Consider the following 25485-nt stretch of genomic DNA (forward strand, 5'->3'; position numbering starts at 1 on the left):
GCGCGAAGGAGCGAACCACTATGTTGACTCTGGCCCATTACCTTGTCCTCGGCGCGATCCTGTTTGCGATCTCGATCGTCGGCATCTTTCTGAATCGGCGCAACGTCATCATCATCCTGATGGCGATTGAGCTTATGTTGTTGGCGGTGAACACGAACTTCGTTGCGTTCTCGCATTATCTCGGTGACGTTCACGGACAGATTTTCGTGTTCTTCGTGCTTACAGTTGCGGCGGCGGAAGCAGCAATTGGTCTGGCTATTCTTGTGACTCTGTTCCGCAGCCTCGACACGATCAATGTCGAGGATCTCGATCAGCTCAAAGGCTAAGGCAGGCGGTTATGGCTACGACACTCAACGAAAACTTGCTGCTGGCGATTCCGCTGGCTCCACTCGCCGGCTCGCTCATCGCGGGTCTGTTCGGCAAGACAGTGGGGCGCGCTGGCGCGCATACGGTCACCATTCTCGGCGTGGCGATTGCGTTCGTGCTTTCATGCATGACGTTCTTCGACGTGCTGGGCGGCGCGAGCTTCAACGCGACCGTCTACGAATGGATGTCGGTAGGCGGGATGAAGTTCGAAGTGGGCTTCCTGATCGACTCGCTCACGGCGCTCATGATGATCGTCGTGACCTTCGTGTCGCTGATGGTGCACATCTACACGATCGGCTACATGGCCGAAGAAGAGGGCTACCAGCGCTTCTTCTCGTACATCGCGCTGTTCACGTTCTCGATGCTGATGCTCGTGATGGCCAACAACTTCCTGCAGCTGTTCTTCGGCTGGGAAGCGGTGGGTCTGGTCTCGTACCTGCTGATCGGCTTCTACTTCAAGCGTGAAAGCGCCATCTACGCGAACATGAAGGCGTTCCTCGTGAACCGCGTGGGCGACTTCGGCTTCCTGCTGGGCATCGGTTTGCTGCTCGCGTACGGTGGTTCGCTGAACTACAACGACGTGTTCGCGAAAGGCAACGAGCTCGCCGCGCTGACGTTCCCGGGTACTTCGTGGAACCTGCTCACCGTTTCGTGCATCTGCCTGTTCATCGGCGCGATGGGTAAGTCGGCGCAGTTCCCGCTGCACGTCTGGCTGCCCGATTCGATGGAAGGCCCGACGCCGATCTCCGCACTGATTCACGCGGCAACCATGGTGACGGCCGGTATCTTCATGGTCGCGCGCATGTCGCCGCTGTTCGAACTGTCGGACGCAGCGCTGTCGTTCATCGTCGTGATCGGCGCCATTACCGCGCTCTTCATGGGTTTCCTGGGCGTCGTGCAGAACGACATCAAGCGCGTGGTGGCTTACTCCACGCTCTCGCAGCTCGGCTACATGACGGTCGCGCTCGGCGTGTCGGCTTACCCGGTCGCGATCTTCCACCTGATGACGCACGCGTTCTTCAAGGCACTGCTGTTCCTCGGCGCGGGTTCGGTCATCATGGGCATGCACCACGATCAGGACATGCGCAACATGGGTGGCCTGCGCAAGTACATGCCCATCACGTGGATCACGTCGCTGGTCGGTTCGCTTGCGCTGATCGGCACGCCGTTCTTCTCGGGCTTCTACTCGAAGGATTCGATCATCGACGCCGTGAAGCTTTCGCACCTGCCGGGTTCGGGCTTCGCGTACTTCGCGGTGGTCGCCAGCGTGTTCGTGACGGCGCTGTACTCGTTCCGTATGTACTTCCTCGTGTTCCACGGTGAAGAGCGCTTCCGCGGTCCGAAGCATCCGGAATCGCCGATGGGGATCGAAGCGGCTCATGGTGCCCATGGTGAGCACGGTCACGACGATCATCACGTGCATGTTCCGCACGAGTCGCCGTGGGTGGTCTGGGTGCCGCTCGTGCTGCTCGCGATTCCGTCGATCATCGCCGGTGCGTACGCGATCGACCCGCTGCTGTTCGGTTCGTTCTTCCAGAACGGCGTGGCTTTCGACAAGGTTATCTTCATCGGCCAGAACCATCCGGGTCTGAGCGAGATGGCAGAAGAGTTCCACGGCTGGGCCGCGATGGGCGCACATGCGTTCTCGGGCGTGCCGGTCTGGCTTGCGCTGGCAGGCGTGGTGGTGGCGTGGTTCTTCTATATGAAGCGCCCGGATCTGCCGGCCGTCGTGCAGCGCACGTTCGCACCGGTCTACAAGCTGCTGGCAAATGCGTATTACCTCGACAAGATCAACGAAATCGTCTTCGCACGCGGAGCAGTCGCTATCGGTCGCGGTCTGTGGAAGGAGGGCGATGTCGTCGTGATCGACGGCGTCGTGAACGGGAGCGCCAAGTTTATCGGCTGGTTTGCAACTGTCATTCGTTTCCTGCAATCCGGCTATATCTATCACTACGCATTTGCCATGATTATTGGCATGCTTGGCCTCCTTACCCTGTTTGTAACGCTCAGCGGCAAATAAGGCGAGGAAACGCATGCACGCAACCCCGATTCTGAGTATTGCGATCTGGATGCCGATCATTTTCGGCGTCATCGTTTTAGTAGTGGGTTCCGACCGGAACCCGGGCCGAGCCCGCTGGCTCGCGCTCATCGGTTCAGTGCTTAGTTTCCTCGTTACGCTTCCGCTCGTTTCGGGCTTCGACACCACCACGGCTGCGCTGCAGTTCGAGGAAAAGTCGGTCTGGATCGACCGTTTCAACATCGCCTATCACCTGGGCGTCGACGGCATCGCCATGTGGTTCGTGGTGCTCACGGCGCTCATTACGGTGATCGTGGTGATCGCGGGCTGGCAGGTAATCAAGGAAGATGTCGCGCAGTATTTCGCGGCCTTCCTGGTGCTGTCGGGTCTCATGATCGGCGTGTTTTGCGCCGCTGACGGTCTGCTGTTCTACGTGTTCTTCGAAGCCACGCTGATCCCGATGTACATCATCATCGGTGTCTGGGGCGGCCCGAATCGCGTGTACGCAGCCTTCAAGTTTTTTCTGTACACGCTGGCCGGTTCGTTGCTGATGCTGGTCGCGTTGTTGTATCTGTACCGTGTGACGCACACGTTCGAACTGGCCGCCTGGCAAGACGCAAAGCTGGCGATGACACCGCAGATCCTGCTGTTCGTCGCGTTCTTCTTCGCGTTCGCCGTCAAGGTGCCGATGTTCCCGGTTCATACGTGGTTGCCGGACGCACACGTCGAAGCGCCTACGGGCGGTTCGGTCGTGCTGGCCGCCATCATGCTGAAACTCGGTGCGTACGGTTTCCTGCGTTTCTCGCTGCCGGTGACCCCGGACGCGAGTCATTACCTGGCGCCGGTCATCATCACGTTGTCGCTGATCGCTGTGATCTATATCGGCCTCGTGGCGATGGTGCAGGCGGACATGAAGAAGCTGGTCGCGTATTCGTCGATCGCCCACATGGGCTTCGTCACGCTCGGCTTCTTTATGTTCGGCCCGTCGAGCCAGCTCGCTGTCGAAGGCGGGATCATCCAGATGATCTCGCACGGTTTCGTCTCGGGCGCCATGTTCCTGTGCATCGGGGTGCTGTACGACCGCATGCATACGCGCCAGATTGCCGACTACGGCGGCGTCGTCAACACGATGCCGAAGTTCGCGGCGCTGGCCATGCTGTTTGCAATGGCTAACTGCGGCCTGCCGGGCACCTCGGGATTCGTCGGCGAATTCATGGTGATTCTGGCCGCAGTGAAGTTCAACTTCTGGATCGCATTCGGGGCGGCGTTCACGCTGATCCTGGGCGCGGCCTACACGTTGTGGATGTACAAGCGGGTGTACTTCGGCGCCATCTCGAACGATCACGTTCGCGAGCTGAAGGACATCAACTGCCGCGAATACGGGATTCTTGTCGTGCTCGCGCTGTTCACGCTTTTCATGGGCATCTACCCGAAGCCCTTTACCGATGTGATGCACGTTTCCGTGGAAAACCTCCTCTCCCACGTCGCAGTGTCGAAACTGCCGCTGTCACAGTAATACCGAGCGGAGGAACAAAAGATCATGCCAAACGCCCCTATGTACGCTCTGCTACCCGATGCGCTGGTACTCGCCGGCATCATCGTCGCGTGGCTCAACGACACGTTCTCCGGTCCTTCAGGCCGGCGCACGACTTATCTCATCGCCTTGCTGACGACGATCGTCGCCGGTGCCTGGTTCGCGGTGAACGCCCTCGACACGCAACAGCCGAGCTATTTCTTCTCGCGCATGTACGTGGTGGATGCGTTCGCCAGCGCGATGAAGGCCGTCGTGACGCTCGGCTACGCCGTGTCGATCGTGTACTCGCGCAAATATCTCGAAGACCGTGACCTGTTCCGGGGCGAGTTTTTCCTGCTTGGCATGTTCTCGCTGCTCGGCCAGATCGTCATGATCTCGGGCAACAACTTCCTCACGCTGTACCTCGGTCTCGAACTGATGTCGCTGTCGCTGTACGCGCTGATTGCGCTGCGCCGCGACGCCTCGCAGTCGAACGAAGCGGCCATGAAGTACTACGTGCTGGGCGCGCTCGCATCGGGCTTCCTGCTCTACGGTATTTCGATGCTGTACGGCGCGACCGGCTCGCTCGATCTGGGCGACGTGTTCAAGGCGGTCGCCTCGGGCCATATCAACGACATCGTGCTGCTGTTCGGCGTGGTCTTCGTGGTTGCCGGCGTGGCGTTCAAGATGGGCGCGGTGCCGTTCCACATGTGGGTGCCGGACGTCTATCAAGGCGCTCCCACGGCCATGACGCTGCTCACCGGCGGCGGCCCGAAGGTGGCCGCATTCGCGTGGGCCGTGCGCTTCCTCGTCATGGGTCTGCTGCCGCTGGCGGTGGACTGGCAGGAAATGCTGATCATTCTCGCGGCGCTGTCGATGATCGTCGGCAACATCACGGGTATCGTCCAGCGTAACGTCAAGCGCATGCTGGCGTACTCGGCGATCTCGAACATGGGCTTCGTGCTGCTCGGTCTGCTCGCCGGCATCGTCGACAACAAGGCAACGGGCGCAGCCAGCGCCTATAGCTCGGCGATGTTCTACAGCATCGTCTACCTGATCACGACGCTCGGCGCATTCGGTGTGGTGATGATGCTCGCGCGCCGCGACTTCGAAGCGGAAACGCTCGACGACTTCAAGGGCCTGAACCATCGCAGCCCGATGCTCGCCTTCGTCATGATGCTCGTGATGTTCTCGCTCGCCGGCATTCCGCCGACGGTCGGCTTCTACGCGAAGCTCGCCGTGCTCGAAGCGACGATGAACGCCGGCCTCACGTGGCTCGCGATCCTTGCCGTGGTGACGTCGCTGTTCGGCGCGTTCTACTACCTGCGTATCGTCAAGCTGATGTACTTCGATGCACCGCAGGACAGCTCGCCGATCCAGAGCCATGCCAGCAACCGCGCCATGCTGACGATCAACGGCGTCGCCGTGCTCGTGCTCGGCATCATTCCGGGCCCGCTGATGTCGCTGTGCCTGCAAGCCGTTACGCACTCGTTGCCTCTGTAATATGTCGGCAGCAGGGTGGTTTATCGTATTGTTGGCGCTCGCGGGCGCCAACCTGCCGTTTCTCAATCAGCGTCTGTTCGGCCTTGTGCCGATGCGCGCGCCCAGGAAGAGCGCATGGGTCCGCATCGCCGAGCTGATCGTGCTGTATTTCGTGGTCGGTGCGTTCGGCTTCCTGCTGGAAGCGCGCGCCGGTAACCGCTTCGACCAGGGCTGGCAGTTCTACGCCATCACGTTCAGTCTTTTTGTCGTGTTCGCGTTCCCCGGCTTCGCCTGGCAATATCTCGTCAAACGCCGTCCGGCGTGATGCAGGCGCCTCGCTCGACGAGCGGGGCGCGCGCATTGTCGATTGCAGCGCGGTTTTTCCGCGCCTTGCCGTTCGATACCTGTTCCTATTTCCGATCCTCCCGAGGTTGAACCATGGCTGCTGAAGATCAGAAACACGACCCGGCGCTCGCCGAGACGTGTGTGGAAAGCACGACGCTCCACGCGGGCAAATTCCTGACGCTCAAGTGCGACACCGTGGCCTTGCCCGACGGCAAGCACGCCACGCGCGAATACGTCCAGCATCCGGGCGCGGTGATGGTGATCCCGCTGTTCGACGACGGCCGCGTGCTGATGGAGCGTCAGTACCGTTACCCGCTCGCGCGCGTGATGACCGAATTCCCGGCGGGCAAGCTCGATCCGCAGGAAGGCGCGCTCGCCTGCGCGAAGCGCGAACTCAAGGAAGAGACCGGCTATACGGCGCGCGAGTACATCTATCTCACCAAGATCCATCCGGTGATTTCGTACTCGACCGAGTTCATCGATATCTATCTCGCGCGCGGTCTCACGTCGGGCGAATCGAAGCTCGATGAAGGCGAATTCCTGGAGACCTTTACGGCGACGCTGCCGGAACTGCTCGAATGGGTGCGCGAAGGCAAGATCACGGACGTGAAAACCATCATCGGCACGTTCTGGCTTGAAAAGGCGCTCTCGGGTAGCTGGCCGCTCGGGCAGCCTGCTTAAGCTGCGTCAGCAGGCGCCGTTCGAAGCGGTGCAAATGTTTTACAGACGGCGGCCCGCAAGGCCGCCGTCTTCACATGAGCGTCATAAATCGGCGTTAAGCAAAGGCCAAGCGGGGCGTTCCGCGCAGCGCTACAATCGACCACCGATCGACGAGCCGCTTCTGAGCCCGCCCTGAACGCCGCACGGCATCGGTGTTTTCCCCGTCCGGAAATTTTACGAACGATCGTTCACAAATTTTCATTTTGCGATACACTCCAACGCAAGCCTCGATTCCCCATGAAGGTCCTCGATTTACAGTGCCCTGAAGGCCATCGGTTTGAAGGCTGGTTCGCTTCCGCTGACGATTTCGAATCGCAGCTTTCGCGCAAGCTGGTCGGATGCCCGATGTGCGGCGCCACCAACGTGGCCCGCGTGCCGTCCGCGCCCCGGCTGAATCTGTCGGGTGCGAGCGCGGAACGTTCCGCCGCGCCCGCACCTTCCGCTGCGGCGGGTCAGCCTGGTAACGCCGGGCAGGCTGCGCAGTGGCCGGCTCAGGCGCTACGCGCGATTCGCGAGGTGCTGGAGAAAACGGAGAACGTAGGTGACCGCTTCGCCGAGGAAGCCCGGCGCATGCACTACAACGAAGCGCCCGCGCGCAATATTCGCGGCGTCGCTTCCGCGGAGGATGCGCGAGCGCTCGTCGAAGAAGGCATCGATGTGATGCCGCTGCCGGTGCCGGCCGCGCTGAAGGGTCCGCTGCAATAGCCATGCGGGTCTTCGCCGCGGTTCGGGTTCGCTCCCAACCAGCCGCGGCCAGGAGACAAACCGCATGGATCTCGACTACACCCCTACCGACGACGCGTTCCGCGCCGAAGTCCGCAGCTGGCTTGAAGCCAATGTGCCCCAGGACGCGCGCGCCAAAGTTCTCAATCACCAACGCCTGAGCCGCGAAGACATCGCGAACTGGCACAAGCTGCTCGGCACCAAAGGCTGGTCGGCGCCCGCATGGCCTGCCGAATGGGGCGGCCCGGGCTGGACCGAAGCCCAGCGCCACATCTGGGACGCCGAGTGCGGCCGCATCGGCGCGCCGCCGGTCCTGCCGTTCGGCGTGTCGATGGTCGCGCCCGTGATCATGAAATACGGCAACGAGGCGCAAAAGCGCCAATATCTGCCGCGTATTCTCTCGGGCGAAGACTGGTGGTGTCAGGGGTATTCGGAGCCGGGTTCGGGTTCCGATCTCGCTTCGCTGCGCACGAAGGCGGTTCGCGAAGGTGACCACTACGTCGTCAACGGCCAGAAAACCTGGACCACGCTCGGCCAGCACGCCGACATGATGTTCTGCCTCGTGCGCACCGACCCCGCCGCGAAGAAGCAGGAGGGCATCTCCTTCCTGCTGATCGACATGAAGACGCCGGGCATCACCGTGCGCCCGATCATCACGCTCGACGAAGACCATGAGGTCAACGAAGTGTTCTTCGAGGACGTGAAGGTGCCGCTCGAGAATCTCGTCGGCGAAGAGAATCGCGGCTGGACTTACGCGAAGTATCTGCTCGGCCACGAGCGTACCGGCATCGCGCGCGTGGGCGCATCGAATCGCGAACTCGCTTTTCTCAAGCACGTCGCGCTCAACCAGAAGAAGAATGGCAAGCCGCTGCTGCACGACCCGGTGTTCGCGTCGCGCGTGGCTGCCGTCGAAATCGAACTGATGGCGCTCGAAGTGACCGCCGAGCGGGTGATCGCGAGCAGCAGCAACGGTCGCGGCCCCGGTCCTGAAGCGTCGATGCTCAAGATCAAGGGCACCGAGATCCAGCAGGCGCTGACCGAACTGATGGTCGATGCGGTCGGACCGCTTGCCGCGCCGTTCGATCCTGAGTTCCTCGAAGGCGAGCACGCGCATTCGGCGGCCGGCGACGACGACGCGGCCCCGCTCGCGGCCTACTACTTCAACTACCGCAAGACGTCGATTTACGGCGGATCGAACGAAATCCAGAAGAACATCATCGCGCAGATGATTCTGGGGATTTGAGGAGCGGCGCAATGGACTTCAATTTCACCGAAGAGCAGCAACAACTCGCCGACGCGCTGCGTCGCTATCTCGACAAGAACTACGGCTTCGAAGCGCGCCGGGCGATCGTCAAGACGCCCGAGGGCGTGTCGGCGGCGCACTGGAACGCGTTCGTCGAACTGGGCCTGACGGCGTTGCCGGTGCCCGCGGAGCAGGGCGGCTTCGACGGTTCGACCTTCGACATGCTGGTGGTCATGCAGGAACTGGGCCGCGCACTGGTGGTCGAGCCGTACTGGGCGAGCGCCGTGGGCGTGGAAGCGCTCAAGCTTGCCGGCGCCGATAACGCGGAAAACGCCGCGCTGCTCGAACGCGTCGCTACCGGCGAAATCAAGCTCGCCCCCGCCTTCCACGAAGCCGGTGCGCGCTACGACCTGTTCTCGCTCGAAACGACCGCGAAGGAAACCGGCGATGGCTTCGCGCTCAGCGGCGCGAAATCGGTGGTTCAGCACGGTGCGCAGGCCGATTACTGGATCGTGCCGGCGCGTCTGGCGGGCGAAGTCGCGCTGTTCGTCGTCGCGCGCGATGCAAAGGGCGCAACGGTCAGCGAGTATCGCACCATCGACGGCCAGCGCGCTGCCACGATCACGTTCGACGGCGCGCAGGCTCGCCGTCTTGCCAAAGCGGGCGCGCAGATGTGGGAACAGATCGCCGATTACGCCACCTTCCTGCTGTGCGCGGAAGCCGTCGGCGCAATCGATGCGCTCAATCACGCGACCGTCGAATACACCAAAACGCGCCAGCAGTTCGGCGTGCCGATCGCGCGTTTCCAGGCGCTGCAGCACCGTATGGCCGAAATGCTGATTCACGGCGAACAGGCCCGCTCGCTCACGTATCTCGCGGCGGCGCGCTACAGTAGCGCATCGCCCGACGAGCGTCGCCGCGCCATTTCGGCGGCGAAGGTGCGCGTGGGGCAGGCGGCGCGCTATGTCGGCCAGCAGGCGGTGCAGCTGCACGGCGGCATGGGCGTGACCGACGAAGTCGCGGCGGCGCATCTGTTCAAGCGCCTCGCGATCATCGAAACCACGCTGGGCGACGTCGATCACCACCTCGAACGTTTCGCCTCGCTGCCGGGTTTCGCGCAGGCCGCGGCGTAAGCGCGGCGTCATAGTTGATTCGGGTCGATTCGGAGAACCATCGATGGGTTTGAGTTACGAAGATCTCGAAGTGGGCCGGGCCTATGAAGTCGGCTCGCACACGTTCGGGCGCGAGGAGATCGTGGAGTTCGCGCAGAAGTACGATCCGCAGCCGTTCCACCTGAGCGAGGCGGGCGGCGAGGCGTCGATGTTCGGCGCGCTCGTGGCGAGCGGCTGGCATACCTGCTCGACGATGATGGGCATGCTGGTGCGCAACTTCTTCAAGGACTCGACCTCGATGGGCTCGCCGGGTATCGACGAGATTCGCTGGATCAAGCCGGTGCGCGTGGGCGATACGCTGTCGATGACCAACATCGTGGTCAGCAAGCGCGTGTCGCAGAGCAAGCCCGATCGCGGCATCGTCGAAACGCGTTGGGAAGGGCGCAACCAGCACGGCGAACTGGTCGTGACGGTCAGCTCGAAGGGGCTGTTCGGGCTGCGCCATCCGGCTGCCTGAATCCGGGCGTCTACATAACGGGAGACACTGCATGAGCGCAGTCGCTGCAACAGTGGAAATCGCCGATCTGGCCGCGCTGCATGCGCTGGCGGGCGGCGAGTCGTTCGTGAGTCCGTGGCGCGAAGTCAGCGAGCCGGCCGTGCAAGGTTTCGCCGACGCCACCGGCGATCATCAGTGGATTCATCTCGACGCGGAACGTGCGCGCCGCGAGTCGCCGTTCGGCGGGCCGATCGCGCACGGCTTTCTCACGCTTGCGCTCGTGCCGGTGTTGCTGGCGTCGACCGTCACGATCCGTCAGCGCATGGGCGTGAACTACGGGCTCAATCGCGTGCGTTTCACGTCGCCGGTGCCGGTGGGCGCGAAGCTGCGCGGGCGTTTTGGCGTGAAGGAAGTGAGCGATGTCGAAGGCGGCGGCGCCCAGGTGGTCTGGAACGTGAGCCTCGAATGCGAGGGCAGCGAGCGGCCCGCGTGTATCGCCGAGTTTATTTCGCGGCATTACTTCTGATCGAGCACACGCGCTGAAAGCAAAAAGGGCGTCGGGTTTTTCACCCGACGCCCTTTTTTATCGACGCTAAAAACTTACGCCGCTTTCGAATCGTGCTTCGCGTATTGCGTCGCGCCGAACAGCATTTCCTTTGCCTTGTCGTCCATCAGCGGTTTGCGGGCATCGGCGAGCACTTCGACGCCGCGTTTCACAGCCGGACGCGCCGCGATCGTCTCGTGCCAGCGCTTCACGTTGGGCAGCGAGTCGAGATCGATACCCTGGTTCTGCCACGAACGGGTCCACGGGAACGCAGCGATATCGGCGATGGTGTACTCGTTGCCCGCCAGATATTCGGTCTTGCTGAGCTGCGTTTCCATCACGTTGTAGAGGCGCTTCGCTTCGTTCGTGTAGCGGTTCACCGCGTATTCGATCTTCTCCGGCGCGTAGATGCGGAAGTGGTGCGCCTGACCGAGCATCGGGCCCAGACCGCCCATCTGGAACATCACCCATTGCAGCACGTCGTAGCGCGCGGCCAGATCGTCGGGCATGAACTTGCCGGTTTTCGCCGCCAGATAAATCAGGATCGCGCCCGACTCGAACAGCGAGAAAGGCTGGCCGTCGGCGCGCACCGGACCTTCGGAATCGGTGATCGCCGGGATCTTGTTGTTCGGGCTGATGGCGAGAAATTCGGGCGTGAACTGATCGCCCGCACCGATATCGACCGGATGCACGCGGTACTCGAGACCGGTTTCCTCCAGCATGATGTGGACTTTGTGGCCGTTGGGCGTGGCCCAGCTATAGACGTCGATCATCGTGACTCCTCATCGTGTTTTGCTCAGCACCAGGGAGGCGCTTCGTTGCCGCGCGCCGGATCTCGCGGACGTTAGCATAGTTCGATGCGGACCGCCGAAGCCGCGCGAGTGACCTCAATGCCAGCGTGGAAATCGCTGCACGGCGAGCGATGGCATCATGTCGGGCAATATTCACGGAAGGCGATTTCGCCGCCCGATGCGATGCCCGATGCGATGACCGCTCCAACCGCGTCACCCGTGCCGCCGTTACCGTTTCTTGCCGCTTATACGTTCTACGAGCGCCACGAAGCGGCGGTGGGAACCGCGCCGCCGCCGCGCATTATCGATGCGGTCGCATCGTTCGATATGCGCGACGATCCCGTGATCGACGCGCTGCTGCGCGTGCGCGAGTGGCCGGAACGACTGGTTCAGCGGCTGGGCGGCAAGCACTGCGAGCCGTTCGGTTTGTCGGCGTTCACGCCTTTGCATCGCGACGAGCGCGAGCTGACGTTCGGACTCGCGGGCCGGTTCTGGCGTCCCGATTTCGGGCTGGAGCAAGTCGCCGATGCGGCTGCCTTCATCGCGCTGGCGCGCACCGATATCGCGAAACTGGTGCTGCGCTTTCGCGTGCCGGACGAAGGGCAGGAAGACGCGCGCCTGGTCACCGAAACGTTCGTCGATTGCCCGTCGTTCGGCACCCGCGCGCTGATGACGCCGTACTGGTTCGCCATTCGTGCGTCGAGCGGATGGATTCGCCGACGCACGCTCGCGGCCGTCGCGCGCACGCTGGCCGCGCAACGATGATGACGCTTAGGAGCGCGTGACCGGCATTTCCACGCGCGACGCGGCGCCTGCATCCATATAGCGCGACAGTTCGAGCTTGGCGATGGCGTTGCGGTGCACTTCGTCCGGGCCGTCGGCGAAACGCAGCGTGCGCGCCTGCGCGTAAGCGTATGCAAGCGGGAAATCGCCGCTCACGCCGCCGCCGCCGTGGACCTGGATCGCCCAGTCCAGCACCTGGCAGGCCATGCCCGGCGCAACCACCTTGATCATGGCGATCTCGCCGCGCGCGCCCTTGTTGCCGACGGTATCCATCATGTAGGCGGTCTTGAGCGTGAGCAGGCGCGCCTGCTCGATCATGCAGCGCGCTTCGGCGATACGCTCCTGCGTGACGGTCTGCTGCGCAATCGTTTTGCCGAAAGCGACGCGCGAAAGGGCGCGCTTCGACATGAATTCGAGCGCACGCTCAGCCAGGCCGATCAGGCGCATGCAGTGGTGAATGCGGCCCGGTCCGAGACGACCTTGCGCGATTTCGAAGCCGCGCCCTTCGCCGAGCAGAATATTCGACGCCGGCACGCGCACATTTTCGAGCTTGATCTCCATATGGCCATGCGGCGCGTCGTCGTAGCCGAACACCGTGAGCGGGCGCTTGACCGTGATGCCGGCGGCATCGGCGGGCACGAGAATCATCGACTGTTGCGCGTGGCGCGGCGCGTCGGGGTCGGTCTTGCCCATCACGATATAGATCGCACAGCGCGGATCGCCCGCACCCGACGACCACCACTTCGTGCCGTTGATCACATAATCGTCGCCGTCACGCACGATGCGCGTCTGGATATTGGTCGCATCCGACGATGCCACTTCCGGTTCCGTCATCAGGAAAGCGGAGCGGATCTGGCCTTGCAGCAGCGGTTCGAGCCACTGGCGCTTGTGTTCCTCGTTGCCGTAGCGCTCGATGGTTTCCATGTTGCCGGTGTCGGGCGCGCTGCAGTTGAACACTTCCGGCGCCCAGATCACGCGGCCCATGATTTCGCACAGCGGCGCGTACTCGAGATTGGTGAGGCCCGCGCCGCGATGCGATTCCGGCAGGAACAGATTCCACAAGCCCGCTTCGCGCGCCTTCACCTTCAATTGCTCGACGATTTCAGTGGCCACCCACGGATTGCCGTTGGCGCGATTGCGCTCGATTTCCGCGTGATAAACGGCTTCGTTCGGGTAGATGTGTTCGTCGAAGAACGCGAGCAGCTTCTCGCGCAGCGCCTGCACTTTCGGGGTGTAATCGAAATTCATCCAGGACCTCGCAAATAGAGCACTGAAAAAGCACCGAGCCGTTATCGAGTGCGGATTGAAGACGTATCGGGTGACGTAGGCTTAGCGGACTCGCTGCGCGTATTGCCAGGCGAGTTCGGCCATCGGTTTGGCGCGGCGGCCGGCGTCGGCTGCCTGGGCGCTGGCGGCCGTGCCATCGACGACGCGCTTCATGATTCCCTGCAGAATGGCCGCGATGCGGAACATGTTGTAGGCGAGATAGAAGTTCCAGTCGCCGCGTATTGTCAGGCCCGTGCGTTCGCAATAGCGGCGCACATAGTCCTGCTCGCCGGGAATGCCGAGCGCCGCCCAGTCCAGCCCGCCGATGCCGCGAAACTGCCCCGGCTCCACATGCCACGCCATGCAGTGATACGAAAAATCCGCGAGCGGATTGCCGAGCGTCGACAGTTCCCAGTCGAGCACGGCAAGCACGCGCGGCTCGGTGGGGTGGAAGATCAGATTGTCGAGACGGAAGTCGCCGTGCACGATCGAGACGCGTGCCTGGCCTGTGTGACCTTCACCGCTTTCGTCCGGCACATGCTGCGGCAGCCATTCGATCAGACGGTTCATCGCCTCAATCGATTCCGTCTCCGATGCCTGATACTGGCGGCTCCAGCGATCGATCTGGCGTGCGAAGTAATTGCCCGGCTTGCCGTAATCGGCGAGGCCGATGGCGCTCGGATCGACGTTATGGAGCGCGGCAATCACGCGGTTCATTTCGTCGTAGATCGCGCTGCGCGCTTCGCGCGTCATGCCCGGCAGCGACTGATCCCAGAGCACGCGGCCCTCGACGAACTCCATCACGTAGAACGCGCGGCCGATCACGGCTTCGTCTTCGCAAAGCGCGAGCATCTTCGCGACCGGCACGTCGGTGGCGCCGAGCGCGTCCATCACGCGGTATTCGCGCTCGATCGCGTGTGCCGAGGGCAGCAGCTTCGCCTTCGGGCCGGGCTTGGCGCGCATCACATAGCTGCGCGTGGGAGTGACCAGCTTGAAGGTGGGATTCGACTGACCGCCTGCGAACTGCTCGACCGTGAGCGGGCCTTCGAATCCCGCAACATGCGCGGCAAGCCACGTTGCGAGCGCCTGGGTGTCGAAGCGTTGACGCTCGGCAACCGGACGCGTGCCTTCGAAGGCGGAAAAATCCGTCGATCGATCGGCGTCGCGCTGATTGCCGTTGTTCTCGCCGTGCTTGTCTCCATCCGGGGTGGCTTGCACCATTTTTGTCTCCCTCTCCAGTATGGGTGGTCCGTGCTAGCGCTGCGGGCGATAGCGCAGATATTGCGCGTACAGCATCTCCATCGTCGTGTTGCGGGTGTCGCGATGCAGCGGTGTGGGCGGCGCGTAGTTGAGCGTGCGCACAACCCAGTCCTGCGGCGCGCTGCCGACATCGAGCGCGTTGATACAGCCGGTCGTTTGCGCGAGATGGCCGAAGAACTGGCGCCCGCCCGCCGTAATCGCGTGCGAGAGGATCGCGCGGTTCACGCCGCCGTGCAGCACCAGCAGGGCCGTGTCCCACGCGGTATCGGCGCGCAGCGTGGTGATGGCCGGCAGCACGCGGTCGAGCAGTTCGCCGATACTCTCGCCGCCGAGAAAGCGCGTGTCTTCAGGCACCACGCCGTCGAAGGCGCGCAGAAATGCGTTCTCGACATCGGCGGGCGGGAGATCGGCCAGACGGCCGCCGCGAATCTCCTGCCACGCGGCCTGTTCTTCCAGCGCGATGGCCTGACCGGTGGCGGCGAGCACGCGCTGCGCGGTTTCGACCGTGCGGCGCAGACCACTCACGATCACGCGGTCGAAGCGCACGCCTTGCTGCGCGAACGCCTCGCCCGCAGCGGTGGCCTGCAGGCGGCCGTTCTCGTTGAGCGGCACGGTGTCGGGATCGATCGCGCGGCCGCTATCGTCGAAGTAGGTGACGTCGCCGTGGCGCATCAGATAGATGCGGCGGCGCTGGGGTAGCTGGAATTCGCTCATCGCGTGTTCATCGCTTGTAAACCGGCGCGCGCTTTTCGAGGAACGCGGTGATCCCTTCGAGACCGTCGCGATGATGCAGCGAACTGACAAAGCTCTCGCGTTCATCGACGAGCTGCGCGTCGAGCGACTGCAGCGGCGCGGCGTTCGTCAGCGCCTTGATGCGCGCCGCGGAGTTCGGCGAGATCTTCGCGAGTTCGTCGGCCCACGCGAGCGCCGAATCGAGCGCCGTCTGCGGCTTGACCACGCGATTCACCACGCCGAGCTCGCCCAGACGCGGCGCGCCGATCGGCTTGCCTTCGACCATCAGTTCGAACGCCAGCGCGCGCGGCAGCGCGTGCGAGAGGAACCACGAACCGCCGCCGTCGGGCGTGAGTCCCACGCGCGAATAGGCCATCACGAATTTGGCGTCCTCGGCGGCCACGAGCAGATCGGCGGCCAGCGCCAGCGAGAAACCCGCGCCGGCTGCCGCGCCCTCGACGGCCGCAATCACGATCTTGCTCGATTGCCGCATGGCCGTCGCCCAATGCGACAGCATGTCGATGCTGGCAGCCTGCACCGACGGATCTTTCGCGCGGTTTTCGAGCAGCCGGTTCAGATTGCCGCCCGCGCAGAAGAAGTTATCGGCGCCGGTCAGCACGATCGCGCGCAGCGATTCGTCGCGCTCGGCCGCGTCGAAGGCTTCGATCGCGGCGGCATACATATCGGGGTGCAGGGCGTTGCGCGCGCCGGGATTCGACAGCGTCAGCACGAGCGTCGATTCGTGATTCTGCGGGCGGCTGGTGAGAAGTTCGGCGCTCATTGCGATGCCTCGTTCGAGAGATAGGGCACATTGCTGCGGGTGCGGCCGGGCTTGCCTTTTGCCGGGAGATTGGCGAAGGTGTCGGCGAAGCTCGTCTGCGCGATGCCGTTTGTCTCAATGTTGAAATGATGTGTCGTCATTGGAAGCGTGGCTCCATGATTGGCCTAGAATAGCACGGTCGTACATTTTTATGAAAAAGGTTCTGCGCTTTCCGGCCGTATTAAGGGTTCACCCCGGGCCGTCACGCAGACCGTCGCTCCCAGGAGGAAACGAGGATGATGAAGCTGCATGGTTTTGCTCTCTCGAACTACTACAACAAGGTCAAATTCGTGCTGCTCGAGCACGGCATCGAGTTCGAGGAAGTGTTGACGAAGCTGCCGCTCGGCGAAGCGCAACTCGCGCAGTCGGCCACCGGCAAGGTGCCGTTTCTCGAGACTGAGAACGGCTTCGTGTGCGAGTCGGAAGTGATCGTCGAATATCTGGCGGCGCGCTTTCCAGAGAAGCGCATTTTTTCCGCCGATCCCTGGCTGGCGGCCAAGGAGCGCGAGCTGATCGTCGTGATCGAGACGCATCTGGAACTGGCCGTGCGCGAGCTGTACGCCGAAGCGTTCTTCGGCGGCACGGTCAGCGACGAGGTCAAGAAGAGCGTGGAGAAGCGCCTGGCGCGCTATATCGCGAGCCTCAAGCGTCTCGCCACGTTTGCGCCGTATGTGCGCGGCGAGCAGTTCGGCATCGTCGATATGTCGGCGTTCGTGAATCTGCCGCTGATCGGCATGGCCACGCAAAAGATCTACGGCCGCGACATGCTGGCGGACGCCGGCGTGGACTGGAAGGCGTATCTGAAGCTGCTGGGCGAGCGGCCTGCCGCACAGCGCGTAGGCGCGGACCGCAAGGCCTATATCGAGGCGACGTCCTGAGCGACGTCGTGAGTGAATTGCTGAGCGATTGATTGAAGCCGCGCGCGATGCACCGGAACGGGTTGACGTTCGCGGACGCATCGCGCGGGCCTCGCGTTGCGTCCGGGATCAGAGACGCGCGAGGCGCTCGAGTGCGCTCGCGAGCGTGCTTTCCTGCTTGGCGAAGCAAAAGCGCACGACGCCCGATTCGTGCGGCTCGTGATAGAAGGCCGAAACCGGAATCGCCGCCACGCCAATTTCAGCGGTGAGCCACTTCGAAAACTCGGCTTCGGGCAGATCGCTGATCGCCGAATAATCGACGCACTGAAAGTAGGTGCCTTCGCAGGGCAGCAGCTTGAAGCGCGAGTTGGCGAGACCGGCGCGGAAGAAGTCGCGCTTCTTCTGATAGAACGCGCCCAGTTCGAGGTAGGGTTTCGGGTCCTGCATGTATTGCGCGAGGCCGACCTGCATCGGTGTGTTCACCGTGAACACGTTGAACTGATGCACCTTGCGGAATTCCGCCGTGAGCGCGGCCGGCGCGGCCACATAGCCCACTTTCCAGCCGGTCACGTGATAAGTCTTGCCGAAACTCGACACGATGAAACTGCGCGCCGCCAGTTCCGGATAGCGCGCAACGCTTTCGTGCGGCTGGCCGTCGTAGACCATGTGCTCGTAGACTTCGTCGGAGAGGATCAGCACGTTGGTGCCGCGCACGATCTCTTCGAGCTTGCGCATGTCATCGGCGCGCCAGACCGTACCGGTCGGGTTGTGCGGCGTGTTGATGAGGATCAGGCGCGTCTTCGGCGTGATGGCGGCCGCGAGGCGGTCGAAGGGAATCGCGTAGTCGGGCGCTTCGAGCGTCACGAACACGGGCTTGCCGCCCGCCAGTTCGATCGATGGCAGATAGCTGTCGTAAGTCGGCTCGACCACGATCACTTCGTCGCCGGCATGGACAGTGGCGAGGATCGCGGTGAGCAGCGCCTGCGTCGCGCCTGCTGTTACCGTGATCTCGCTGGCGGCGTCGTAGCGGCGGCCATAGACGCTCGCGATCTTGTCCGAGATCGCTTCGCGCAGCGCGGCCACGCCGGCCATCGGCGGATACTGGTTGTGGCCGTCACGCATGGCCTGCGCAACCGCTTCGACGATACGCTCGTCGCAGCCGAAATCGGGGAAGCCCTGGCCCAGATTCACCGCGCCTTTTTCGGCGGCGAGCGCGCTCATCACCGTGAAGATCGTCGTGCCGACATTGGGCAGACGCGACGGAAAAGAGGGCGTGAGCAGGTTTTGCGGCGGAATGTGCGTCGATTCGTGTGACGGATGCGGTGCGTTCATGGCGCGGACGATAGAAGGCGGTGGGACGGACGGCCGGGAAAGCCTCGAAAGTCTGATTGTAGGCGAGGGGCGCCGAGCGTGCGCCGCTCAGCCCAGCCCGCATTCGGTCAGGAAGGTATCCGGCGTGCCAATGCGAAAGCCGAAGTCGCGCGCGATGCGCTTCGCCATCTTCAGCACGGCGCGATCCTTCGATACCAGCCACGCCGCGCCGCTCGCGCGCGCCAGTTCCAGAAACTTCTGGTCGTCGCGGTCGCGGCATTGCGGCAGCGGGCGGGTATCGGCGGGCAATTCGGGCGGCTCGATCTGGCGCACCAGCGTGGCCAGCACGGCGAGCGCGCCGGCCTTGTCGGTGCCGCGCCCCTGAAACTGCGGATAGTCGAGCACGTGGGCCAGCTCGCCCTGACAGCGCGCGTCGATCAACGCGCACAGCGCGCCGCGCTCGAGCGCAGTGCGAATCGCGCGCGTGTGCGGATCGTCGAAGATCAGGATATCGAGCCAGACATTGGAGTCGAGCACCACGGTCAGCGGGGCGGCATCGACGGCATTGGCTGCGGTCGGAATAGGGGCGTGGTCGGGAGGCGTGAAACCGGTCATTCGTGAATTCGCTACAATCGGGCTTTCGCCTTTGAACATCGGCACCTGTGTGCCTGCAAGCCTCTATGATAATCGTTCTGTCGCCGGCCAAATCGCTCGACTATGACACGCCGGCGCACATCGACACCCACACGATCCCCGATTTCGTCGACGATGCGGCCGAGCTCATCGACGGCCTGCGCCGCCTGTCGCCGCAGCAGATCGGCACACTCATGAGCATCTCGGACCCGCTCGCCCGTCTGAATTTCCAGCGTTACGCCGACTGGTCGACGAAGTTCAGCCGCGACAACGCCAAGCAGGCCGTGCTGGCCTTCAACGGCGATGTCTACGAAGGCTTCGACGCCCGCTCGCTGTCGCACGCCGACCTCGACTACGCGCAGAACCACGTGCGCGTGCTCTCGGGCCTGTACGGCGTGCTGCGTCCGCTCGACCTGCTGCAGCCGTATCGTCTGGAGATGGGCACGCGCTTCGAGAACCCGCGCGGCAAGGATCTGTACGCGTTCTGGGGCGAGCGCATCACGCACGCGCTCAACGCGCAGCTCGAAAGCAACAACAAGGGCGCACGCGTGCTGGTGAACTGCGCGTCCACCGAGTACTTCAAGGCGGTCAAGCCGAAGAAACTCGCGGCGCCCATCGTCACGCCGGTTTTCGAAGACTGGAAGGGCGGTCGTTACAAGATCATCAGCTTCCATGCGAAGCGCGCGCGCGGCTTGATGGCGCGCTATGCGGTCGAGAACCGCATCGCCGAGCCCGAAGCGCTCAAGGCCTTCGATGCCGAAGGTTACGCGTTCGATGCCGACGCATCGAACGATGCCACTTATGTATTCCGCCGGCGCATTGCCGAATAAGCGGTTGACTCAACGATTGGATTGCTGACCCAGCGAAGGAAAAGTCATGACGATTTCCATTACTAGCCAGTTCGACGCGGGTGCGATCGAAGTGCTGTCGTGCGAAGAGGCGGAAAAAATCCGCCTGCGCGTGCGCCCCGATAATCAATCGGAATTCGCACAATGGTTTTACTTCCGTATCTCCGGCGTGCGCGGCGAGCGCTGCGTCATGACCTTCGAGAACGCCGCACAGTGCGCGTTCCCGGAAGGCTGGCGCAACTATGAAGCCGTGGCGAGCTACGACCGCGTGAACTGGTTCCGCGTGCCGACCTCGTACGACGGCAAGATGCTGACGATCGACCACACGCCCGATTTCGACAGCATCTATTACGCGTATTTCGAGCCCTACGGCGAAGAGCGCCATTCCGAATTCCTCGGCATGATGCAGCAACTGCCGCATGCGATGCTCACGGAAATCGGCCAGACGGTCGAAGGCCGGCCGATGTCGCTGCTCACGCTCGCCACGCCCGGCGACGACACGCCCGCGGGCAAGCCGAAGAAAACCGTGTGGATCATCGCGCGCCAGCATCCGGGCGAGACGATGGCCGAGTGGTTCGTCGAAGGTCTCGTGAAGCGTCTCGCGGGCATGGGCGACTGGGCCGGTGATCCGGTCGCGCGCAAGGTGTTCGACCATGCGGTGTTCCATATCGTGCCGAACATGAACCCGGACGGCAGCCGACACGGCAATCTGCGCACCAACGCGGCGGGCGCGAACCTGAACCGCGAATGGATGGAGCCGGATGCGCAGCGCAGCCCCGAAGTGCTGGCGGTGCGCGAGGCGATCGAGGACACCGGCTGCGATCTGTTCTTCGACATTCATGGCGACGAAACGCTGCCGTATGTGTTCGTGGCGGGTTCGGAAATGCTGCCCGGCTTCACCGATCAGCAACGCAAGGAACAGACGGCTTTCATCGAAGCGTTCAAGATCGCGAGCCCGGACTTCCAGGACAAGCACGGCTACGAAGCCAGCCGCTATCGCGAAGATGCGCTCAAGCTCGCGTCGAAGTACATCGGCCACAAGTACGGCTGCCTGTCGCTGACGCTGGAAATGCCGTTCAAGGACAACGCGAATCTGCCGGACGAACGCGTGGGCTGGAACGGCGAGCGTAGCGCGGCGCTCGGCGCTGCGATGCTGCAGGCGATCCTGCATCACGTCGAGACGTTCGCCTGAGCGAATGGTGCCGCCGCGTGTCGAGCGCGGCCAGGGCATGAAAAAAGGGGGAAGCGGTGTGAGCCGCTTCCCCCTTTGTGTTTTCGAGCGCTATTTGAGCACCACGCTTAGCACCAGGCGCATCGGATCGATGCGCGCGAGATCAGTGCGTGGTCGACTTCTTTTTCGTCGAGCTCTTTTTCGCCGTGCTGGACTTCGACGATTTGCTCGCGGATTTGCTGCTGCTCTTCGTGGTCGCCGACGATTTGTGGCTCGATTTGCTGGACGTGGCCTTCTTCGAACTCTTGCCCTTGCCGGTCGCCTTCGTCGACTTGCCGTGATGCCTGCCGCTCACATGCGAAGCGGTGCCGCCTGCGCTGCTGCTTTCGCTATGCGCGCGCGATGGCGGTACCGGATCGTTCCAGCTGAACGCAAGAATCTGCTGGCCGACATAGCCGCAGCGGAACTTGAGGTCGTAGGGTTGCTGGCTGCTGTCCTGGGGAATGCCGACACCGTCGACGGTCACGATCGTGTCGACCTTCACACGTTGCTTGCCTTCGTCGAACGAATCGTTCCACGGCGTCACGCTCGAATGCGTGCTGTCGAAGGACGTCGCGGGAAACTCGACGTGGTCGAGCACACTCGACGTGCTGGCGATGAATTTGCCGTGCGCCGCACAACTCGCGACGAGCGGATCGGCGTGCATCTGCGTGACGTAGGTGTTGACGAGATCGTTCTGCTGTTCAAGCTGATCGGCCTGCGCAGGAAGCGAGCAGAGAAGCGCGAGGCTCGCGGTGCAGGCGGCCAGTCGGCCGAGTACGGTCAGCAACTGGCGGGATGCGTTGTTGCGGTCCATCTGATTGTTCTTGATGAGGGTGGGACGTCAGGCACCGTAAGATGCCGCGGCGCTGGAAGGAGTTCCAGGCCTGGAACAAATAAATCGTACAAACAGCTTTTGCGATCGATTTTTGCGCACGGCTGGCGGACAGTCATCACCGAATGGCTATGCGCATCTAAACGCCGGGTCATTCTAGCGCACGCTTACGGTGGGTCGCTGCAGAAAGCTGCTGGAGATGAAGGAAGAGAGGCAGACGCGGCGCACCGTTTCAGGCGCGCGGGCCGCCGAGGCGATAACGACGCACGTCGTAGGTCGTCACCCACGCAGGCCGATAGACGGCAATCAGCGCCGTAGCCATGCCGGTGAACCACGCTTCGCCGGACGCGAGCAGGAATACGCTGAACGCATAGCCCACGGGCAGGGTCAGCATGGAGCCGTCATTGAGCGCGATATGGGTACCGAGCGCGAGATAGGCCGCTGCCGAAACCGCAATGGCAGGCGAGACGAAACCCTGACCGACGATAAACATGAAGAGGTTGCGCGGCAACCAGGCGACACAGGCGCGCTGCAGCAATGCCGACACGCCAACCGGGAAAGCGCCGAACACAAGGAAGGTGAGGGCGACGCCATCCCAGGGTGCATCGAACACCAAAGCGGCCAATGCAACCACGACCGCCATGGCGACGAGCGCGAGCCCCCAGTCGAACAGCGTGACTACGAGGGTGGCGCCGAGCAGATGCAGCACGGTGCCGTCCTCGAGCCAGGCGTTGCTCGCCCACAGCACGGCGATGGCCACAATGATGGCGAGCCAGACGTGCTGGAGCGTGGCATCCTGCAGACGCTTGAATGGGTTGTTCCATAACGCGAGCGCGAGCAAACCCGCCGATGCAATCCATGCAACGACGATCACCCAGAACGGAAGCGGCGTATAGAGGAATCCCATGTGCTTCATATTACTCGTTGGAGGGCAAAAGGTGTGCGCATCCGGGCGCTGCCTCCTGTTCTTCGATGCTCTCCTGAGTAGATTCCCTGGCTGGCTCAAGCGCTTGCGGCGCGGTGGCGACGTAGGGCGTGCCGGGTTCTGCGGCGAGCGGTAGCGCCTCGAGGGTGTCGTCTGTCCGCAACGGATAGAGGAACGGCGTTTTGCTGCGCTTGCGCAATGGTTTCTGGCCGTGTTCTCCGTATGAGGGTTTCTGTGCGCTCTCGCGACGTGTGCGCAGCACCTGTAGCTGGCTGGCCAGCAGGCCGTTGTAGATCGCCACGGCGGCGGCGCGATTGGGTGCGCCGAGTTGCTGGAAGATGCTCGCCAGATGAACCTTGACGGTGCCCTCGCTGATGCCGAGCGCACGGGCAATCATCTTGTTGGTGCTGCCCATGTGCACGCAGCGCAGGATCTGCTCCTGGCGTGGCGAAAGTTCGATCCTGGGCGCGCCTTTGCGCAATGTTGCGCTGCCTCGCACGTTGCGGCGCGGTGGGGCGGGCCAGGGCGTGGCCGGCCCGAACGAAGGACCGAAGATATCGGCCGGAACGTGGTCGCCGCCTAGCAGGATCAGTTCGAGCAGCTTGACGATCAGGATCGAATCGGTGGTGCGCCGGATGATGCCGCGCGCGCCCTCGTGGAGCACGGCGCGCACGCTATGAGGCGGTTCGGTGCGATCGACCAGTACGGCGATGGGCAGGTTTCGATGCCGGTTTGCGAAATGACGCAACTCGCCCGGAAGGATGTCCTCGTGCCAGTCGATCACCAGCAGGTTAGGCGTAAAGCGCTGCATCGCGCGTTCGGCGCTGCGCCAGTCGGGCGCATCGTTAAAGCGTGCGCGTCGATCGATCTGTCGCAACAGCGCCTTGAGTCCTTCGCGCCGTTCGGCGTCCGGATTGAATACCGCAAACCGCATGGTGATGCCCTCCTCTCTGGTCATGCCTCTCGAAATATCGGGTGCTGGATGCGTTGCGTGTCCGGTTTTGAAACCGGGGCAACAGCATCATCATGACAAAAAGAATGGCTTCCGACGGCCTGTCCAGATGGCGTAGGACGTAGGGCAAAAAAAAGTCCCGCACAGAGGCGGGACCAGGTAGGAAAACGTCGTGATGCTTAGTGGAAATGTGGCTGAACCGGCTCAGCATCTTCCGGCATCTCTGCGTGAACAATCTCACCGAGGGGATCGGCATAGAGCGGTACGCCGCAGTCGTCGCAGTACTCGGGCTCGAAGCGGCCGGCGTGACGGCGAATATCGTTGATGCCGGATTCCTTCAGCAGCGCAACGATCTCTTCGAGCGGGCCGCCTCCTACATTTTCCTCGGCCGGTTCTTCGTCGATGTCAGCGTCGCCATTCTCGCGGCCATAAAGCGGCCAGACGACACCGTAAAGAACGTCGTTGCTGCCGCGCTTCGTGAAGCCGACGCGGTACTCGTCGATGCGTCGCTCGCCGAAGCCCGCGACGACCGCGCGCAGGTCCTGGGCAGTAGCGCCGATTGTGTCGAGCAGATAGCGCACGGCGGTGCGGATCGTGTGCGGGCGCACGCGCTCGTCGGCGTCGCGGCAGGCCGAGTAGTAGGCATCCGGCAGCAGGCATTCGAATTCGCAGCCCGGCATCGCCACGGCAAGATTCGCGCCGCCTTGCGTCGCCCATTGTTCGAGGCACTGGCTACGCTCGATGCGCGCGCCGTTCTCTTCTTCCTGCCAGCGGAACAGCGCGGTGCCGACGGGCGCTGCGACCACGGCCAGCAGGAAGCGCGGATCGGCGAGGATCGGCGAAGTTTCGGGCAGCTCGCTCGCACTGATCTTCGCGGCGGTGCCGTTGAGCGCCGCTTGCGTGAGCTGTTGCGCGAGACGCCAGGTCTCGACGTGATGGCGCGGCAGTTGATCGATGCTATAGAGATAGGGCGCCATCGCGACGCGCGCACCGCTCGCGAGCACATGCGCCTGCAGATGCGTGCGCAGCGCATCCGCCGATTCGGCCTTCAGCGGACCCGACGGAATCACATAGCGCGTCCAGGCGAGCACGGGCGCGGCGACCAGCAGCGTCTCGTATTGCACGCCTTCGTGCTCGACGACGAACGACTCGCTATGGGTCTCGGCCATGTCTGCGAGCGCACCGTAGGCATCTGGGTGGTTTTGCTGCAAATGATCGAGCGCGGCGTCGAGCGTAGTCTGATTGCCGTTGCGCACGACTTTCGCGAGCAGCGTGTCGAGCTTGGCCTCCCAGAAGCGGTCTTCGGTGCGGCTGCCCGAAGCAAACAGGGCGAGCGACAGGCCTACAAGCTTGTCGGCGTCAGGAGGGAGGCGTTTGGCGATTCGCGAGCGCATAAATCTTGTAAGTTGGGATGCGGAGAACCCCATATTCTAGTCTGTTCCGCGCGGGACATCGGTTTGGCCTACAGGCCGGCCGGAGGAGGGGAGATTGCTGCGTCGCGGGGCCGCGCTATTGAGATAGTGGCGGTGGTAAGGCACAGTGCGACGGCGCAGTTCGAAGGGCTTTGGGCGTCGCGAAAAAAGCCTTGCAATGTGTCACGTGCGTGACTAGAATTCCGCTCCTTCGCTGCACGCCGTACCGCAGCGAAGCCGCCAACGAAACACGGCGGTTCGGTCCGGCAGCGTCTTTTAAGCAGTAGCG

At 63.0% G+C, this 25485-nt stretch carries 27 protein-coding genes; 15 read left to right on the plus strand and 12 right to left on the minus strand.

The annotated features are described in order from the left end of the window. Positions 1-20 precede the first annotated feature (20 nt). From nuoK to U5A67_RS03080, 11 genes are all read left to right on the plus strand, one after another. Entirely contained in the window at positions 21-326 is a 306-nt protein-coding gene (nuoK, locus tag U5A67_RS03030) for an NADH-quinone oxidoreductase subunit NuoK (protein ID WP_006052894.1), read from the plus strand. A gap of 11 nt (positions 327-337) precedes the next feature. Beyond that, positions 338-2386: an NADH-quinone oxidoreductase subunit L gene (gene nuoL, locus U5A67_RS03035; RefSeq protein WP_321814418.1), complete on the plus strand. Its 2049-nt coding sequence runs from the start codon at positions 338-340 to the stop codon at positions 2384-2386. Between the two features lie 13 nt (positions 2387-2399). Beyond that, positions 2400-3899, plus strand: coding sequence for an NADH-quinone oxidoreductase subunit M (locus U5A67_RS03040; protein WP_205986220.1), 1500 nt, complete (start codon positions 2400-2402; stop codon positions 3897-3899). A 24-nt stretch (positions 3900-3923) separates the two neighbouring features. Next, the gene (gene nuoN / locus U5A67_RS03045; protein WP_241024356.1) at positions 3924-5399 is read left to right on the plus strand and encodes an NADH-quinone oxidoreductase subunit NuoN; all 1476 of its coding nucleotides are present in this window, start codon (positions 3924-3926) and stop codon (positions 5397-5399) included. Between the two features lies 1 nt (position 5400). Beyond that, positions 5401-5703: a DUF2818 family protein gene (locus U5A67_RS03050; RefSeq protein WP_205986221.1), complete on the plus strand. Its 303-nt coding sequence runs from the start codon at positions 5401-5403 to the stop codon at positions 5701-5703. A gap of 113 nt (positions 5704-5816) precedes the next feature. Then, positions 5817-6404 carry an NUDIX domain-containing protein gene (locus U5A67_RS03055; protein WP_205986222.1) on the plus strand — a complete coding sequence of 196 codons (588 nt, stop codon included), beginning with the start codon at positions 5817-5819 and terminating at the stop codon, positions 6402-6404. A 276-nt stretch (positions 6405-6680) separates the two neighbouring features. Beyond that, positions 6681-7148 (plus strand): DUF1178 family protein, encoded by a 468-nt coding sequence (locus U5A67_RS03060; protein WP_321814419.1) that lies wholly within the window; start codon positions 6681-6683, stop codon positions 7146-7148. 64 nt (positions 7149-7212) lie between these two features. Further along, entirely contained in the window at positions 7213-8409 is a 1197-nt protein-coding gene (locus U5A67_RS03065; RefSeq protein WP_205986224.1) for an acyl-CoA dehydrogenase family protein, read from the plus strand. A gap of 11 nt (positions 8410-8420) precedes the next feature. Further along, entirely contained in the window at positions 8421-9542 is a 1122-nt protein-coding gene (locus U5A67_RS03070) for an acyl-CoA dehydrogenase (RefSeq protein WP_321814420.1), read from the plus strand. Positions 9543-9585: 43 nt separating this feature from the next. Next, positions 9586-10038, plus strand: coding sequence for a MaoC family dehydratase (locus U5A67_RS03075; RefSeq protein WP_321814421.1), 453 nt, complete (start codon positions 9586-9588; stop codon positions 10036-10038). 31 nt (positions 10039-10069) lie between these two features. Then, a complete protein-coding gene (locus tag U5A67_RS03080; protein WP_321814422.1) occupies positions 10070-10543 on the plus strand; it encodes a MaoC family dehydratase in 474 nt (157 codons plus the stop codon). Positions 10544-10617: 74 nt separating this feature from the next. Here the strand turns inward: U5A67_RS03080 and U5A67_RS03085 are convergent, their stop codons facing one another. Beyond that, positions 10618-11334 (minus strand): glutathione binding-like protein, encoded by a 717-nt coding sequence (locus U5A67_RS03085; protein ID WP_321814423.1) that lies wholly within the window; start codon positions 11332-11334, stop codon positions 10618-10620. A 201-nt stretch (positions 11335-11535) separates the two neighbouring features. Between U5A67_RS03085 and U5A67_RS03090 the strand changes: the two genes are divergently transcribed. After that, complete coding sequence (locus tag U5A67_RS03090; protein WP_321814450.1) at positions 11536-12117, plus strand: hypothetical protein; 582 nt, start codon at positions 11536-11538, stop codon at positions 12115-12117. A 6-nt stretch (positions 12118-12123) separates the two neighbouring features. Here U5A67_RS03090 and U5A67_RS03095 read toward each other — a convergent pair whose 3' ends face one another. The 5 genes from U5A67_RS03095 to U5A67_RS03115 form a co-directional block, all read right to left on the minus strand. Next, positions 12124-13383 carry an acyl-CoA dehydrogenase family protein gene (locus tag U5A67_RS03095; RefSeq protein ID WP_205986229.1) on the minus strand — a complete coding sequence of 420 codons (1260 nt, stop codon included), beginning with the start codon at positions 13381-13383 and terminating at the stop codon, positions 12124-12126. An 81-nt stretch (positions 13384-13464) separates the two neighbouring features. Continuing rightward, complete coding sequence (locus U5A67_RS03100; RefSeq protein ID WP_321814424.1) at positions 13465-14622, minus strand: phosphotransferase; 1158 nt, start codon at positions 14620-14622, stop codon at positions 13465-13467. Positions 14623-14655: 33 nt separating this feature from the next. Continuing rightward, complete coding sequence (locus U5A67_RS03105) at positions 14656-15375, minus strand: histidine phosphatase family protein (RefSeq protein ID WP_321814425.1); 720 nt, start codon at positions 15373-15375, stop codon at positions 14656-14658. Positions 15376-15382: 7 nt separating this feature from the next. Next, positions 15383-16174, minus strand: a complete 792-nt coding sequence (locus tag U5A67_RS03110) for an oxepin-CoA hydrolase, alternative type (RefSeq protein WP_321814426.1) — start codon at positions 16172-16174, stop codon at positions 15383-15385. After that, complete coding sequence (locus tag U5A67_RS03115) at positions 16171-16314, minus strand: hypothetical protein (RefSeq protein ID WP_321814427.1); 144 nt, start codon at positions 16312-16314, stop codon at positions 16171-16173. Before U5A67_RS03115 ends, U5A67_RS03110 begins: the two co-directional genes overlap by 4 nt. 135 nt (positions 16315-16449) lie before the next feature. Between U5A67_RS03115 and U5A67_RS03120 the strand changes: the two genes are divergently transcribed. Next, positions 16450-17091: a glutathione S-transferase gene (locus U5A67_RS03120; RefSeq protein WP_321814428.1), complete on the plus strand. Its 642-nt coding sequence runs from the start codon at positions 16450-16452 to the stop codon at positions 17089-17091. A 108-nt stretch (positions 17092-17199) separates the two neighbouring features. Here the strand turns inward: U5A67_RS03120 and U5A67_RS03125 are convergent, their stop codons facing one another. Together U5A67_RS03125 and U5A67_RS03130 are read right to left on the minus strand one after the other, a co-directional pair. Then, positions 17200-18402 (minus strand): pyridoxal phosphate-dependent aminotransferase, encoded by a 1203-nt coding sequence (locus U5A67_RS03125; RefSeq protein WP_321814429.1) that lies wholly within the window; start codon positions 18400-18402, stop codon positions 17200-17202. 87 nt (positions 18403-18489) lie between these two features. Continuing rightward, positions 18490-18927 carry a putative toxin-antitoxin system toxin component, PIN family gene (locus U5A67_RS03130; RefSeq protein ID WP_321814451.1) on the minus strand — a complete coding sequence of 146 codons (438 nt, stop codon included), beginning with the start codon at positions 18925-18927 and terminating at the stop codon, positions 18490-18492. Between the two features lie 134 nt (positions 18928-19061). Between U5A67_RS03130 and yaaA the strand changes: the two genes are divergently transcribed. Both yaaA and U5A67_RS03140 read left to right on the plus strand, forming a co-directional pair. Next, positions 19062-19844 carry a peroxide stress protein YaaA gene (gene yaaA / locus U5A67_RS03135; RefSeq protein ID WP_205986237.1) on the plus strand — a complete coding sequence of 261 codons (783 nt, stop codon included), beginning with the start codon at positions 19062-19064 and terminating at the stop codon, positions 19842-19844. A 46-nt stretch (positions 19845-19890) separates the two neighbouring features. Beyond that, the gene (locus U5A67_RS03140; protein WP_205986238.1) at positions 19891-21054 is read left to right on the plus strand and encodes a M14-type cytosolic carboxypeptidase; all 1164 of its coding nucleotides are present in this window, start codon (positions 19891-19893) and stop codon (positions 21052-21054) included. Between the two features lie 142 nt (positions 21055-21196). Here U5A67_RS03140 and U5A67_RS03145 read toward each other — a convergent pair whose 3' ends face one another. The 4 genes from U5A67_RS03145 to U5A67_RS03160 all read right to left on the minus strand — a co-directional run bounded on the left by U5A67_RS03145 (position 21197) and on the right by U5A67_RS03160 (position 25178). Beyond that, positions 21197-21889 (minus strand): BspC domain-containing protein, encoded by a 693-nt coding sequence (locus tag U5A67_RS03145; protein ID WP_205986239.1) that lies wholly within the window; start codon positions 21887-21889, stop codon positions 21197-21199. A gap of 250 nt (positions 21890-22139) precedes the next feature. Next, positions 22140-22814 carry an energy-coupling factor ABC transporter permease gene (locus U5A67_RS03150; protein ID WP_321814452.1) on the minus strand — a complete coding sequence of 225 codons (675 nt, stop codon included), beginning with the start codon at positions 22812-22814 and terminating at the stop codon, positions 22140-22142. Between the two features lie 10 nt (positions 22815-22824). Continuing rightward, on the minus strand, positions 22825-23766 hold the full coding sequence (locus U5A67_RS03155) for a response regulator transcription factor (RefSeq protein WP_321814453.1): 942 nt from the start codon (positions 23764-23766) through the stop codon (positions 22825-22827). A 197-nt stretch (positions 23767-23963) separates the two neighbouring features. Continuing rightward, positions 23964-25178: a DUF2863 family protein gene (locus U5A67_RS03160; RefSeq protein WP_205986240.1), complete on the minus strand. Its 1215-nt coding sequence runs from the start codon at positions 25176-25178 to the stop codon at positions 23964-23966. Positions 25179-25485 lie beyond the last annotated feature (307 nt).

The sequence above is a fragment of the Paraburkholderia sp. J69-1 genome (assembly GCF_905220255.1).
Taxonomy (GTDB): Bacteria; Pseudomonadota; Gammaproteobacteria; order Burkholderiales; family Burkholderiaceae; genus Paraburkholderia.

Coding starts and splice junctions, on each gene's coding strand:
- nuoK (WP_006052894.1), top strand. CDS start 21: ATGTTGACTCTGGCCCATTACCTTGTCCTCGGCGCGATCCTGTTTGCG.
- nuoL (WP_321814418.1), top strand. CDS start 338: ATGGCTACGACACTCAACGAAAACTTGCTGCTGGCGATTCCGCTGGCT.
- U5A67_RS03040 (WP_205986220.1), top strand. CDS start 2,400: ATGCACGCAACCCCGATTCTGAGTATTGCGATCTGGATGCCGATCATT.
- nuoN (WP_241024356.1), top strand. CDS start 3,924: ATGCCAAACGCCCCTATGTACGCTCTGCTACCCGATGCGCTGGTACTC.
- U5A67_RS03050 (WP_205986221.1), top strand. CDS start 5,401: ATGTCGGCAGCAGGGTGGTTTATCGTATTGTTGGCGCTCGCGGGCGCC.
- U5A67_RS03055 (WP_205986222.1), top strand. CDS start 5,817: ATGGCTGCTGAAGATCAGAAACACGACCCGGCGCTCGCCGAGACGTGT.
- U5A67_RS03060 (WP_321814419.1), top strand. CDS start 6,681: ATGAAGGTCCTCGATTTACAGTGCCCTGAAGGCCATCGGTTTGAAGGC.
- U5A67_RS03065 (WP_205986224.1), top strand. CDS start 7,213: ATGGATCTCGACTACACCCCTACCGACGACGCGTTCCGCGCCGAAGTC.
- U5A67_RS03070 (WP_321814420.1), top strand. CDS start 8,421: ATGGACTTCAATTTCACCGAAGAGCAGCAACAACTCGCCGACGCGCTG.
- U5A67_RS03075 (WP_321814421.1), top strand. CDS start 9,586: ATGGGTTTGAGTTACGAAGATCTCGAAGTGGGCCGGGCCTATGAAGTC.
- U5A67_RS03080 (WP_321814422.1), top strand. CDS start 10,070: ATGAGCGCAGTCGCTGCAACAGTGGAAATCGCCGATCTGGCCGCGCTG.
- U5A67_RS03085 (WP_321814423.1), bottom strand. CDS start 11,334: ATGATCGACGTCTATAGCTGGGCCACGCCCAACGGCCACAAAGTCCAC.
- U5A67_RS03090 (WP_321814450.1), top strand. CDS start 11,536: ATGCCCGATGCGATGACCGCTCCAACCGCGTCACCCGTGCCGCCGTTA.
- U5A67_RS03095 (WP_205986229.1), bottom strand. CDS start 13,383: ATGAATTTCGATTACACCCCGAAAGTGCAGGCGCTGCGCGAGAAGCTG.
- U5A67_RS03100 (WP_321814424.1), bottom strand. CDS start 14,622: ATGGTGCAAGCCACCCCGGATGGAGACAAGCACGGCGAGAACAACGGC.
- U5A67_RS03105 (WP_321814425.1), bottom strand. CDS start 15,375: ATGAGCGAATTCCAGCTACCCCAGCGCCGCCGCATCTATCTGATGCGC.
- U5A67_RS03110 (WP_321814426.1), bottom strand. CDS start 16,174: ATGAGCGCCGAACTTCTCACCAGCCGCCCGCAGAATCACGAATCGACG.
- U5A67_RS03115 (WP_321814427.1), bottom strand. CDS start 16,314: ATGACGACACATCATTTCAACATTGAGACAAACGGCATCGCGCAGACG.
- U5A67_RS03120 (WP_321814428.1), top strand. CDS start 16,450: ATGATGAAGCTGCATGGTTTTGCTCTCTCGAACTACTACAACAAGGTC.
- U5A67_RS03125 (WP_321814429.1), bottom strand. CDS start 18,402: ATGAACGCACCGCATCCGTCACACGAATCGACGCACATTCCGCCGCAA.
- yaaA (WP_205986237.1), top strand. CDS start 19,062: ATGATAATCGTTCTGTCGCCGGCCAAATCGCTCGACTATGACACGCCG.
- U5A67_RS03140 (WP_205986238.1), top strand. CDS start 19,891: ATGACGATTTCCATTACTAGCCAGTTCGACGCGGGTGCGATCGAAGTG.
- U5A67_RS03145 (WP_205986239.1), bottom strand. CDS start 21,889: ATGGACCGCAACAACGCATCCCGCCAGTTGCTGACCGTACTCGGCCGA.
- U5A67_RS03150 (WP_321814452.1), bottom strand. CDS start 22,814: ATGGGATTCCTCTATACGCCGCTTCCGTTCTGGGTGATCGTCGTTGCA.
- U5A67_RS03155 (WP_321814453.1), bottom strand. CDS start 23,766: ATGCGGTTTGCGGTATTCAATCCGGACGCCGAACGGCGCGAAGGACTC.
- U5A67_RS03160 (WP_205986240.1), bottom strand. CDS start 25,178: ATGCGCTCGCGAATCGCCAAACGCCTCCCTCCTGACGCCGACAAGCTT.